Origin of the sequence: Anaerobacillus sp. CMMVII, from assembly GCF_025377685.1 — a bacterium.
Taxonomy (GTDB): domain Bacteria; phylum Bacillota; class Bacilli; order Bacillales; family Anaerobacillaceae; genus Anaerobacillus.
The window spans coordinates 40,677-53,971 of record NZ_JACEHK010000002.1 but is presented as its reverse complement, the minus strand read 5'-3'; the positions used below and the strand labels follow the sequence as shown (position 1 = coordinate 53,971).

The 13,295-nt window shown below is 35.1% G+C and carries 10 protein-coding genes and 1 pseudogene; all 11 read right to left on the bottom strand.

Annotation, left to right across the window (positions count from 1 at the left end):
• Positions 1-123 precede the first annotated feature (123 nt).
• The 11 genes and pseudogenes from H1D32_RS04490 to H1D32_RS04445 all read right to left on the bottom strand — a co-directional run bounded on the left by H1D32_RS04490 (position 124) and on the right by H1D32_RS04445 (position 13,260).
• Positions 124-1,458 (bottom strand): GH1 family beta-glucosidase, encoded by a 1,335-nt coding sequence (locus tag H1D32_RS04490; RefSeq protein WP_261177002.1) that lies wholly within the window; start codon positions 1,456-1,458, stop codon positions 124-126.
• Positions 1,459-1,483: 25 nt separating this feature from the next.
• The gene (locus H1D32_RS04485; protein WP_261176997.1) at positions 1,484-2,314 is read right to left on the bottom strand and encodes a carbohydrate ABC transporter permease; all 831 of its coding nucleotides are present in this window, start codon (positions 2,312-2,314) and stop codon (positions 1,484-1,486) included.
• Positions 2,315-2,326: 12 nt separating this feature from the next.
• Positions 2,327-3,211 carry a carbohydrate ABC transporter permease gene (locus tag H1D32_RS04480; protein ID WP_261176996.1) on the bottom strand — a complete coding sequence of 295 codons (885 nt, stop codon included), beginning with the start codon at positions 3,209-3,211 and terminating at the stop codon, positions 2,327-2,329.
• 491 nt (positions 3,212-3,702) lie between these two features.
• Positions 3,703-4,137 (bottom strand): annotated as a pseudogene (locus H1D32_RS24880) (extracellular solute-binding protein); the annotation flags it as partial.
• Positions 4,138-4,238: 101 nt separating this feature from the next.
• A complete protein-coding gene (locus H1D32_RS24875) occupies positions 4,239-4,784 on the bottom strand; it encodes an ABC transporter substrate-binding protein (RefSeq protein ID WP_314733345.1) in 546 nt (181 codons plus the stop codon).
• 291 nt (positions 4,785-5,075) lie between these two features.
• Positions 5,076-6,083 carry a LacI family DNA-binding transcriptional regulator gene (locus H1D32_RS04470; RefSeq protein WP_261176994.1) on the bottom strand — a complete coding sequence of 336 codons (1,008 nt, stop codon included), beginning with the start codon at positions 6,081-6,083 and terminating at the stop codon, positions 5,076-5,078.
• A 223-nt stretch (positions 6,084-6,306) separates the two neighbouring features.
• Positions 6,307-8,343, bottom strand: a complete 2,037-nt coding sequence (locus H1D32_RS04465; RefSeq protein WP_261176993.1) for a methyl-accepting chemotaxis protein — start codon at positions 8,341-8,343, stop codon at positions 6,307-6,309.
• A gap of 354 nt (positions 8,344-8,697) precedes the next feature.
• Positions 8,698-10,932 carry a glycoside hydrolase family 65 protein gene (locus H1D32_RS04460; protein WP_261176991.1) on the bottom strand — a complete coding sequence of 745 codons (2,235 nt, stop codon included), beginning with the start codon at positions 10,930-10,932 and terminating at the stop codon, positions 8,698-8,700.
• Positions 10,933-10,944: 12 nt separating this feature from the next.
• Positions 10,945-11,625, bottom strand: a complete 681-nt coding sequence (gene pgmB / locus H1D32_RS04455; protein WP_261176989.1) for a beta-phosphoglucomutase — start codon at positions 11,623-11,625, stop codon at positions 10,945-10,947.
• 174 nt (positions 11,626-11,799) lie between these two features.
• Positions 11,800-12,432, bottom strand: a complete 633-nt coding sequence (locus tag H1D32_RS04450) for a YesL family protein (protein WP_261176984.1) — start codon at positions 12,430-12,432, stop codon at positions 11,800-11,802.
• Between the two features lie 18 nt (positions 12,433-12,450).
• Positions 12,451-13,260 carry a carbohydrate ABC transporter permease gene (locus tag H1D32_RS04445; RefSeq protein WP_261176982.1) on the bottom strand — a complete coding sequence of 270 codons (810 nt, stop codon included), beginning with the start codon at positions 13,258-13,260 and terminating at the stop codon, positions 12,451-12,453.
• Between the last annotated feature and the right edge of the window lie 35 nt (positions 13,261-13,295).

Here is a 13,295-nt window from a genome sequence, read left to right as displayed (position 1 = left end):
TTCGAAACTACGACGTTTAGATTGGTAAAGCTCGATTAAATGATAAATGTTGCAATTGAACGTCTTTCAACCTCAACTTCAACAAATTCATCTTCGCTATCCTGTTATTGGGCTCTCTTAAAATTATATCGATCTATTCTTTACAATTTCCTTATAACGTTTCGCACTATCTTTCCAATATCTTTGTTGTGTCTTGAAATCAACATAAAAAATCCCAAAACGTTTTTCATATCCGAAGGCCCACTCAAAATTATCAAAAAGCGACCAAAGAAAATAACCAGCCATATTCATGCCTTCTTCATCTAGCTCACGAACTGCAGTAATATGTTTTACAACATAGTCGGTTCTTTCTTTATCGCGGACATTTCCATCTGCTTCTAAAACATCGTCATATGCCGCTCCATTTTCAGTGATATAGATTGGCAGATCTGTATATTCTCGTCTTAGACGATGAATTAATTCTTTAAACTCTTTTGGTGAAACATCCCAGCCCATTCCAGTTTTAGGATAGTCCGAATATGCAGAAGTGAAGAGAAAATTACTTGTTCCGTCAAACTCCACTAGTGCGCGATTGTAGTAGTTAATACCAAAGAAATCACATTCAACTGCGATTGTTTCTAAATCACCTGTCTTAATAAAACCAAAATCATGAACTGACTTCGAGAAAAGATTCACCATATCTAGTGGATAACTTCCCTTAAAGATAGGATCTAAAAACCAACGATTTGTATAGCCATCAATGTTATTACTAGCTACTTGATCATTAAATGAACCACTCGCAGGATACGTTGGAGATAAATTCAGTGTAATTCCAATCGGAGTCTTAGAATTAAATTTCCCCTTTAAGAGTTGCACCGCTTTTCCATGAGAGAGAAGGATATGATGAGCTGCTTTCAATCCTTCTTCAATATTTTTATGACCTGGTGCATGGTGTCCTTGAATATAGCTTAAGAAACTTGCACACCATGGCTCATTATGAGTGATCCAAGAATACACATACTTATCTAATTCCTCAAAGCATTTTTCAGCGAATTCAAGAAACCACGAAACAGAGTCTCTACTCACCCAGCCACCTTTTTCATGTGCCCACATCGGTAAATCCCAGTGATAAAGAGTTACCATTGGCTTTATTCCGGCTTTCAACAACTCAGAAATTAACGATTTATAAAAATTCATTCCTTCTTCGTTATAGACACCTTCTTGTGGGAAAATTCTTGGCCATGCAATTGAAAGACGGTAAGAATCAACACCTAACTCTTTAATAAGCTGAACATCGTCCTCATAACGGTGGTAGTGATCACAAGCAACATCCCCCGTATCACCATTGATAACCTTCCCTGGAGTTCTAGCAAATGTATCCCATATAGATAGAGAGCGACCACCTTCATTGTAGGCTCCTTCAATTTGATAGGAGGACGTTGCTGTTCCAAAAATAAATTCTTTCTTAAACTGTGACATATATGACACCTCTTCTAAAATTCTGTTATTCCTTCACTGATCCTGCTGAGATACTGCTGATAATGTATTTAGATAAGAATAAGAACATAATCATGATCGGTACTACTGAAATGGCAATTCCCAAATACATTGCCCCGATATTTGACTCTACTTGCGAACCTCTTAAAGCCCCCATCATAACTGGTAATGTATATTTGCTCGGAGTAAAAAGTACAACAAGCGGGAGAATGTAATTGTTCCATGAGCCAATGAATGTAAAAATCCCCATTGTTGCAATTGCCGGCATCATAATTGGAAAACCAATTTGATGGAATATCCTTAATTCACCTGCTCCATCAATTCGTGCTGCTTCTAATAACGATGGATGCAAAGTCGAAACAATAAACTGCCTCAAAAAGAACACTGTAAACGGAGCTGCAATTGAAGGAATAATTAATGGAATATAACTGTCAAGAATGCCTAATGTTTTCGCTAAATCATAAAACCCGATTAAGCCTAATTGACCTGGTACCATCATTAGTACCAACACCGTAACAAATAAGATACTACTCCCCTTAAACTTATATACTGCAAAGCCATATGCTGTTAATGCAGAAAAATATGAGCTTAAGACTGTAACACTTACAGCGATAAATAAACTGTTTCTAAAACCCTTCCAAACATCCATATAACTTAATAACACGTTATAATTGTCAAGTAACGAACTGCCAGGCAATAACGTAAAACCATGTCGTAAAATATCCGCTGTAGAACGCGTAGCATTAATGATCATCATATAAAACGGTATGAAGCTAATAATTAAAAGCATTATTAATAGGGCATAAAATATACCTTTTGCGATACCTCTTTTACTCACTGTTGTTCACCCCTAGTTCACACTTTTGCGATACATTGCTTTAAAAGTAATAAATGAGAATATTACGGTGATAATAAACAATCCATATGCCACCGCTGCTGCATAACCGTAATTGTTAAAACGAAATGCTTGATTGTACAAGTATAATACCATTGTGTTTAATGATCCTTGTGGAGCACCTAAGCCATTAGTGATTAACATCGGCAAGTCAAAAATTTGCAAGCCACCAATCAAAGATGTAATTAACACATATAATAATATCGGCTTTAGTAATGGTAACGTGATATTAATAAATGTCTGAAAACGATTAGCTCCATCAATAAGTGCTGATTCATAATAATCATGGGAAATCCCTGAAATACCTGCCATTAAGACAATAAACGTATGACCAAACCACATCCAAGCACCAATTAAAGCGACTGACCAGCGTGCTGTGGTAGGACTATTCAACCAGTTAATAGGTTTAGAAATTATTCCAAGGTCTAATAATAGATGATTTAGCGTACCATGGTGCCATCCTAACAATATTCCGAACAATAAAGCCACAGAGGCAATTGTGATTAAATTTGGTAAATAGAACATCGCTCTAAAAAATCCTAAACCTTTCATTTTTAAACGAATATCTGAAAATAGTACAGCTAATCCAAGAGCAATTCCTATTTGAAAGATAAAGTTAATCCCCCAGATATACCAAGTGTTAATAAACGCTTGAAGGAAATACGTATCTGTGATTAATCTTTTGTAGTTGGCTAAACCAATAAATTCCGGTGTACCCATGCCTGAATAATTCGTAAAACTATAATAGAAAGTTAATAAAATAGGATATATGCTAAACGTAGCAAAGACGATAAAGAAAGGTAAAATAAACAGATATCCATAATAGTTTTTATTTTTCATGATAAGCGCCTTCCTTCTCCGATCTTATATAGACTGTTTTCTTAAAGATTGTTGCTTAAAAAATAGCTTGTATTGACAAGATATACCAAGCTCTCAGGGCAATTTTTCTAATATTTGAAGTTTGTAAGCGTAGAAATATCGAGTGTTCTTATTGAATTAATACCCAAAGCGACAATGTTTACGAAAAGAGCCTTTATATAAAAGGGGATAGTAACAAGCTGCTATCCCCTTTCATTATTATTATTGTTGATCTGGTGTTTTAATTTGTGGGTAAGCGTTTCTTACTAAGTTATAAAATTCTTGAATTGCTTCCTCTTTTGTTTTTACACCTTCTACATACTCTGAAACCATATTTCCGAATAAAGTATCAATTTGTTGGTCGTATCTTGTAACAAGACCAGGGTTAATACTTTCAGCTTGATCTAAGAAGTATGTGTAGTTATTTTGTCCAGCTAAGAACGGCTCACTAAAGTCACCTTTAATCTTTTCTGTTACAGGAAGATACGAAAGTACATCTCCGCTTTCTTAGCCCAGTTTGTTAAAAACTCTTCATCATGTGTCATCATTTTCACAAATTCCCAAGCTAGATCTTTATTTTTCGAACCACTATAAATTCCTAACCAAGTTCCACCCCAGAAGTAAGGGTTTGGTCCATTTGTAACAGCCCAATCACCAACAGATTCTTCAGTATTCGTCTTAAGAACACTATGAAGGCCCCAAGTTGGTAAAGCATAAGCAAATACTTCTACTTCATTTGAAGAGTTTTCTTCTACAGCATCCCAACCTGCATTATAGTTGATTGGGCCATCCATTGCAGCAAACCATGCTGGAGACCATTCTGGTGCAAACGCTGTTAAATCTTTTTCACGTAATTCCTTTGCATAATCAAAATGATTTAAACGACCTTCTGTCATTACTAGTTCGTCATTTGCATTTACCCATGCTTGAGGATCATTCCCTTGGGCAAACCAACGAACAGCACCTTCATCAGGGAATAAACGGTATCCCTTAGCTTTTAATTCTTCCCCTACTTTAAAAGTCCGTCCATTGTACTGAACTTCTCACCAATTACTTGAGGATCGTCTGTACCTAAAACTTCTTTAGCGATACTTCTTCTATAGAAAATACCACCTGGTGTTGTTTGCCATGATAACGCTTTAATGTTGCCGTCAGAACCACGACCTAAATCGAAAACGTAATCAACAAAGTCACCTTTTAATTCTTCAACATTATAAGGTGCTTGAGAAAGGTTTTCCCAGTATCCTTGTTCAACCCAATCTTTAATAAATGCTAATTCACCAGTAAAAATATCAGGTGCACCTGAACCACTTTCAAGAACTGGTCTTAAACGTGTTGGATAGTCAGCAATTGGAATAATTGTTAACTCAATCTCAACATCATGTCTTTCCATGAAAACATCAATTGGTTCTTGAAGTTCATCTGTGAACGACCAAACAGTAAGCTTTTCTTTACCACCTGATTTTTTCGCATCACCATTCGAATCTGAACTATTACATGCGATAAGACCAAAACTTAATACAGATACTAGCAAAAACAAAAACAATTTCTTCATTTTCTTTCCCCCATTTCGTTTTTTTTAGTTTTAGTTTCCATTCACTATTTATCCGTTAATAGGAAACCATTTATTATCCAAAGCGCTTTCGGAAAGTAGTAAAAACAAAACAATCTTTTACAACTCAGCCAAAAACTCTTGTGAATACAACATCATTATCCAAAGCGCTTTCGGTTTAGTAAAAAAACATAGTTTCTCTACCATTGTTCCAAAAACTCTTGTGAATGCACTTCTATATCCAAAGCGCTTTCGGGATAGACAGGAACTACTTTGATGTAGTCCTCTATCCGGTTAAAGCTCTCTAGTTGATTCTCTTGTAACTAATTGAACAGGTATAGTCACAGCCGAAAACACTTTACTATTGTCGTTAATTTGATTTAACAAGACTTTTGCGGCATTTTCACCTATTAAATCGGTGTCCTGCCTCACTGTTGTTAATTTTGGAGTGGTATACTTCGCTATCTCGATATCATCAAAACCTATGACTGAGATATCCGCTGGTACATTTAGTCCACTTTCATTTATTGCGCTTATTGCACCAATCGCCATCATATCACCAGCTGCATATACTGCCGTTGGACGTTCTTTTAAATCAAGTAATTTTTTCATTCCAAGGTATCCATCTTCATAAGAGAAGAAACCACCCTCAACAATGTATGAATCCGGAATATCTAAATTAAGCGTTTCTACTGCCTTTTTAAAGCCTCTTAATCTTTCAATTCCTGCAAATGTTCTTTGGTGACCGCTAATATGGGCGATCTTGCGATGGCCAAGAGCATATAAATGGCTGACAGCCATCTCACTGCCTGAAAAACTATCACTGTAAACAACACTTGACTTATTACTATGCAAGTCAATAACAACACTCGGTACTTCAGAGTCCATTAAATGTTGAACTTCTGGGTTATCATAGTTTGAACTAACGACAATGATCCCATCAACACCACGATGTAGTGCGTGATCTAAGTAGCTCTTTTTTTCTGTACCAATATTTTGGCTTAGGAAAATAATATCGTAACCAGAACTTTCAACTCTTTGTTTAAAACTCTGAATAACCGCACTAAAAAATGGATGCTTAATACCGACACCTAAGTCTTCAATAAAGATTACTCCTAATGTCCACGATTTCTTTGTTGTTAAAGAACGAGCAATAGAGTTTGGGTAATATCCAATTTCTTTTACCGCATCTAAAATAATCTTTTTGGTCTTTGCACTTACATCAGGATAATCATTTAGTGCTCTAGATACTGTTGTTATGGAATATCCAGTTTTTTTTGCAATGTCATAAATTGTAGGCACTAGTCATTCCTCCAATATCCGAAAGCGCTTTCGAACTAATAATATAACCATTTAGTTAAAAAGTCAAGCCTTCTCAAAAAAGAAAATTGTGTCGTTTTTAAGGCTATTCAAAGATTATAGTTTGTTATTTACAGTAAGGCCAGAGAAGCATTTTTCTTTCATTTCAAAAGATTAGAAAGCAGAATATTGTCAATTAAGAACCAACTGGTGTTCGAAAACAGCCTTACAATTTGAACGAATCTATTTTTTCTGAAAGACTATCCGCCAACCTAGTTAGTCCGCTCGAAGACACCACTAACTCTTCTGTACTTTTCTTTTGTAAATTTAAATTGGTCGCAATGGAAGCCACTGCATCCCTATTTTTTTGTGAGAGATTTTCAATATCTACGACAGAAGAATACACTTCTTCAATTGTGGCAGAAATCTCTTCTGATGTAGCAGAAAGGATATCAGCTTGACCCGTTAATTCTTTCACCGAATAGTCGATTGTTTCAAATGAAGATACAATCTTTGAGATTACATTTACTCCTTCAGTAATTCCACATTCATTTTTGTTAAGCGAATCGACTGATCGTTTTGAACTTTCACTTATCGCTGCAACAATTGTATTGATATCCTCAGACGCTTTTGCACTTTGTGCTGCAAGTGCTCTTATTTCTTGAGCTACTACAGCAAACCCTCTGCCGTTTGCTCCTGCACGGGCAGCTTCTATACTAGCATTTAGAGATAGTAAGTTTGTTTGTTCGGCTAAATTCTTAATGATTGTCACAAATGAGCTAATGTCTTTTAGCGAAGACACTAATTCGGAAACATCTACTTTTATTTGGGCTGAATTTTTTGAAATCTCATCAAACTTCTCTACACTACTATTTATTAATTGCGTACCTGAATTTGTCTGTTCATTTACCTTTTGAATTTCTTCTGCAAAAACAGATAAAGTATTAACAATTCCACTCACTGCGACTGCAACACTATCCAATGCGGTTGAACTTTCCTGTAAATTAATATGCTCTAACTCTACACTTTTATTAATTTCATCCACCAAAACCGTAATTTCTTCGATTGCACATAAACTACTCTCAGCCAAAGATAATCCTTCGTCAGCTGAATTGTTCAATTTCGATGATGAGCTTTGTATAACCTCGATTAAACTCTTCGTATTCTCACGCATAACTGATAAACTTCTTGATATATCACCTATTTCGTTGTTTTTCTTTAAAAACTTTTGTTCGATTAACGATCGATAATCATACTCAGCGAATTCAGTGACTGTTGAGGATAACTTCTTGATAGGATTTAAATTGATATGTAGATAAATTAATGTAATCGTTCCTACTAAAACAAGTAATACTAAGAAAATAATTGAAGTAACAACCATATCTTCTATTTGTTGTTGTTTAAATTTATCGATTGGAAAACCTACAAATAATACACCAGCAAGATCACCATTTGTCAACTGGATCGGATAATAGCCACCTTTAATGACTCTTCCATTTTTCAGTGTTTCTTCCCTAACGATATAGTCACCTTCCATTAATATCGGCTCTAGCAATTCTTTATCTTCTAACTCGAGTCCGATAAGTCTACTCTCAGGGGTGTTTGGAATATCTTCATCTAAGTCAAAGATCGTAGATACGACACTTTCAGTCCCATTAAAAATAGTTACCTCAGTTCCGGTAGCATGAACTAGCTGATCGAAATACGCATTATCAAAGTATTTTGCTATTTCGACAAATCCAACCAATTCCTTATTTGCGTTATAAATTGGCCCAACTGATCTTAATTCCATACCATGTTGGTTTACAGATTGTTGTTCTAGTCTCTTCCTTGTTTCTAGAGCTTTTTGTAAAAATGGATCTTGACTCAGGTCACGATTATTATTATTAATATAGAAAACTGAGCTCATATCTGGAGAATATATAGCAAAAATATTAGTTTTAAAATTTGTAGCAAAATTCAAGTGATATTGATAGGATTGGTCTTTGATTAGTTCTTTTATGCCTTCGACTCTATCTCCAGAAAGGCTCTCTTGAAAAAAATTTGAAACAGCAATTGTCTCAACTAGAGCCGATAATCTTAAATTTTCTTGTTTCATAATAGTATCAAATACTAAGTAGTTCTCATCAATACGATCATTCATGACTTGATTTGTATAATGATAACTTCGATACATTAGTGAGCTAGATACTACGGTCAATGATAGTAATAAGGTACCAATAAAGAATATTGTCAATTTAGCCTTCAAGGAAGATTTAAACATAGTGACCTCCAAATTAGATAAATAAGAGCTCTTTTTTCCAAAGCGCTTTCGTTTTTAAACAGCATCATTCCTCCCTAATGGTTTTTGTACCGGAAGCGCTTTCGGAGTTAGTTTATATTTGTTGTTGCTCGTTGTCAATGATGTTTTCAAAACTTTCACGGACACAGTGTCCGCAAAAGTTTTGTTTTAGCACTGCCTATCAACCAACTATAAAAATCTACACAACATTAGATAGCAAGTTAAATGAATTACTCAGCAGTATTATAAGCAAATACAGTAGCAATTTATTAAGTTGTATTATGCAAAACTATTTTCCCATGAAAAAATAGTTTGATTTAACGTTCTATGAATTCCTTAGATTTTTATTCTAATTGGCTTTATTAAAGGCTCACCTTCTAGTAAATGACATTGGGCAGAGTGTTTAGTAATTTCAACCCGGAACAACCGTCCTTTAAATTGAAGGTTAAATGCAAGTTCTTCCCAATTATTAGGAAGCGATGGGCTTAAGGAAATTCCTTCTTCCTTTAATCTAAGACCAGCAAAACCAAAGACAATTGCTAACCACGTTCCGCCCATATTAGCCAAATGAAGTCCATCTTTGGTATTGCCATGAGTATTGTCTAAATCTAAACGAGCTGTTTCGATAAAATAGTTATATGCTTTCTCATGGTAACCGAGCTTTGACGCCATAATACTATGAACGCAATAGGATAATGAGGAATCATGAGTCGTTATTTTTTCATAGTAGTCAAAAGAGTTTTTCATTGTAGCATAGGTTTGTTCATCCTCAAGCAAAAAGTGTGCTAACACTGTATCTGCTTGTTTGCATACTTGATAACGATACAATGTTAATGGATGATAATGAAGCAGTAAAGGATGATGTTCCTTTGGGGTATTCTCAAAATCCCAAATTGCTTTCTGTAAAAACGAATCGTCTTGTGGATTAATACCCAATCCTTCATCATAAGGCAGGTACATCTTCTCTGCTGCTTCACTCCACTCGTTGATCTCAGTTTCAGAAATCCCTAATCTATTAGTTAATTCTAATAATCTGCTTGAATTTTCTTGTTTAAGAATCGAAACGATTTTCGAAGACCATCGTAAATTATGTTTTGCCATCACATTTGTGTAGTAATTATTGTTAACGATGCAAGTATATTCATCAGGGCCAGTTACATTATCAATTCTGAAGTGCCCATCGTAAAAGTGACCAGTATCGAGCCATAATCTGGCTGTTTCAAACACAACCTCTGCACCAAACTCAAATAAATAGTCGATATCTTCAGTTGCTAAATAGTATTGGATAAAACTGTACGCTACATCAGCACTTATATGGTATTGAGCCGTTCCAGCTGGAAAAAATGCTGAGCATTCAGTTCCTGAAATGGTTCGCCAAGGGAATAATGCTCCTTTTTTATGCCCCATTTCTTTCGCGCGAGCTTTTGCACCTTCCAATATTGAGTAGCGATAGGTCAAAAGCAGTTTGGCTATTTCAGGATTAGTAAATAGAAATACCGGAAACATATAAATCTCTGTATCCCAAAAATAATGACCCTCGTATCCTTCTCCAGATAGTCCTTTGGCCGCAATATTACTTACTCCGTCTTTTCCTGCTGACTGAAGCAGGTGAAATAAATTAAAGCGGAGTCCCTCCTGAAGGTCGTCATCCCCTTTGATCGTAATATCAGCTTTTTTCCAAAAATTATCTAAATACATTTGCTGGTCGTACAGATAATCATGAAATGTTTTTGAGCGGTTTTCTTTACAAAGACTAATTGCATAGTCAGCTAACATCGATCCATGTCTTAATGTATCCGTATAGAAGTTTGCCTTTATAAAATGAATTTGTTGATCCCCTTTACACGTATAAACTTCTGTTATACCTGTTTGAGAAGCCGATGATGAATAGGAGTGTTCCACATCGATTTGGCTTGTTGATGCACAAGCGACTTTTAACTCCGAGACATATGTTTTATTCACAATTAAACTCATACGGTCTAGGTGTTTCACGTCAACTACAGATAGTCGCTTTGCATGCCCTGAAGCCACACGCGGGTCATTTTTATCAACAAAATTGCTAACGTCTCCATTTACAGTTGATACGAGCTTTACTTCTTCTATGTCCGAAATTGGATCTATGGTAATCTCAATTGCAAATAGCTCCTTTGTTTTAAACGAAACAAGTCGACGAAATGTAAGTCTTAGCTCTTTTCCACTTGGAGATTTCCAACAAATGAGTCGCTCAGCTGTTCCCTTGTCAAAATTCAGGTGCCGCTCAAATGCTATTACTTCCCCTTCAAATAAAGAAAATTGCTCTCCATCAATAAAAATATCGACTGATTGAGCATCAATCAGATTTAATAATTTTTGTTGGGTTTCAGGAAAAGCAAATAATTTCTCACCGTAAGTAATATCAGTAATATCGTGGAACGCATTGATATAAGTTCCTCTGATCGATTTATAGTTAGCTTGATACCCTTCTTCAAAATTTCCGCGTACACCTAAATAACCATTCCCAAGAGAAAACAAGCTTTCATCTACTAATAAACCAGCTTGATCAAGCTTAGTACTCGTGATCTTCCACGTCATCTTAAATCACCTCTATATTTTTGTACTGTTCTTAAATTGGTCAACGATCTTAGCGTAAGTAAGCTCAGTTGTATCTTTATAGATTACGTCGGCTTGTTTTAACGCCTCCTCAGAACCTATCCCAATAGCAAACATATTTGCTGCCTTAATTGCGGCTACCCCAGCCTCGGCATCCTCAATCCCAACACAATTTTCATAAGAAACTTGTAAAATATCTGCTGCAGTCCTAAATATCTCTGGATCTGGTTTCCCGTTTTTCACATTTGCCGCATTTACGATGAAATCAAAATAATCATTAAGCTCCAGACTATTTATCACCTGAAAAGCATTTTTACTAGCTGAAGCTAGGCCGATTTTTATATCGTTCCCTTTCAACTCTACCAAGAGCTCCTTAATTCCGGGTAAAATGTCTTTGGGAGTAATGTTACTAATTAGCTTTAAATAATTTTCATTTTTTCTTTCGGCTAATGCAATTTTTTCTTCATCAGAATACTCTAAAGACTTTCCACCTAACTCCAGGATTAAATCTAGCGATTCCATTCGACTAATACCCTTTAACAACTCATTTTGGTCTCTCGTAAAAGAGATCCCTAAGCTTTCTGCCAAGTTCCTCCAAGCTAAAAAGTGGTATTCTGCTGTATCTGTAATAACGCCATCTAAATCAAAAATAACTGCTTTTAAATTATTGTCCATAAAACTCTACTCCTTTCTAAAAATACCAAATCAACACTAACACGAAAGGAGTAGAAAAAAACTTCTACTCCTTTCGTTAATTATTAAGTATCGGGGGGGCTAGCAACTCCCCCGTTTTCTCTACGTTATCTAATCATTTAATCATTATTAATAATTAAAAGGTTTATTTTTTTATTAAGTCCCACCAAGTTGCTCTTTCTTTCTTACTATTTTATTAAATATGCGATGTGAAATCCACGTGATCCAAACCCCACTCAAGCTCACAGCATACAATATAAATAGAACAGGAAACATTCCTAATAAATATAACAAAGGAATTATACCCACTATGGTTAAGATACTATAAACCGGGTTAAAAATCGCAATAAGCAATGAATTTTTAAAGTATTCCAAAAAAGTTAATTCATAATGAACGAACATCGTTAACAGATATGGACAGGTAATTAAATAGACAATTGTAAAAAATACTATAAGTACTTTTAAGAGGAAAAATCCTTCTTGGGTTAGAGTAAATAAAATATTTACATAAAGAATTACTCCAATACCAGTCATGATAATACCTAAAATTTGTGATTTTAAAAATTCTTTTTTATATACACCAAAAAAGGTATTGAAAATTGAAATTTCCTTTTCTCCAATAATCCATTTTCTAGTGATCGCCAACATTGCAACAGTAGAAGGAAACAATCCAAAAATAACTAACCCTAAAATAGTAAAGAGTATCCATAATACTCCCAGGAAGGCTACCCGAGTTATCCATTCACAAGTACGATATAAACCACCTATAACCCCACCTATTTCCATCATGTTCCCTCCCTCGTATTATTAACCCTTAATACCCGATAAAGTAATACTCTCAACAAAGTATTTTTGACCTAAGAAAAATAAGATTAAGGATGGCAGCATTGTAACTACCGAAGCAGCCATCAAGAAATTCCATTGTGTTTCGTTAACATTTTTAAAGAAATTTATCCCTAAGGATAAGGTATATAATTCTGGCTTATTTAAATAAATTAACGGACCCATAAAATCATTCCATGCTCCATTGAACTGGAAAATGGCCACAGTAATTAAGGCAGGAACTGTTAAAGGTAAAATTATTCTATAAAGTATGCCAATTGTATTTAAGCCATCTATTCTTGCAGCTTCTTCAAGCTCAATTGGTAATGTTAAGAAGAATTGTCTCAGTAAAAATATAAAGAATGCATTTCCGAAAAAGCTAGGAACAATAAGTGGTAAATATGTGTTTACCCACTCTAATTTCAAAAATAGATAGAAAACAGGAATCATAGTTACTGCCCCTGGTAGCATCATCGTTGCCAGCATAAGCATGAATAGTACGTCTTTACCTCGTGCTTTAAATCTCGCAAAACCATATGCAACAATTGTACATGAAAACAAAGTACCAATAATTGTTAGCAATGTAATAAAAGCAGTATTTAATGCCCATTTCCCAAACGGCAAGGAAGTAAATGTCGTGATAAAGTTATCCCAACGTATCGGGTCAGGAATCCACCTTACTGGATATTCAAAAACCTGCCAAGATTCTTTTAAAGCTGTTGATAACATCCAGAAAATGGAATTAACATAACAATGGATCCGGATATTAATAGTGTATAAACAATTAACTGCCAAATAAATTTAGAAGTCTTCATACCGAAGCCTTTTTT

Coding starts and splice junctions, on each gene's coding strand:
- H1D32_RS04490 (WP_261177002.1), bottom strand. CDS start 1,458: ATGTCACAGTTTAAGAAAGAATTTATTTTTGGAACAGCAACGTCCTCC.
- H1D32_RS04480 (WP_261176996.1), bottom strand. CDS start 3,211: ATGAAAAATAAAAACTATTATGGATATCTGTTTATTTTACCTTTCTTT.
- H1D32_RS24875 (WP_314733345.1), bottom strand. CDS start 4,784: ATGAAGAAATTGTTTTTGTTTTTGCTAGTATCTGTATTAAGTTTTGGT.
- H1D32_RS04465 (WP_261176993.1), bottom strand. CDS start 8,343: ATGTTTAAATCTTCCTTGAAGGCTAAATTGACAATATTCTTTATTGGT.
- H1D32_RS04460 (WP_261176991.1), bottom strand. CDS start 10,932: ATGACGTGGAAGATCACGAGTACTAAGCTTGATCAAGCTGGTTTATTA.
- pgmB (WP_261176989.1), bottom strand. CDS start 11,625: ATGGACAATAATTTAAAAGCAGTTATTTTTGATTTAGATGGCGTTATT.
- H1D32_RS04450 (WP_261176984.1), bottom strand. CDS start 12,432: ATGATGGAAATAGGTGGGGTTATAGGTGGTTTATATCGTACTTGTGAA.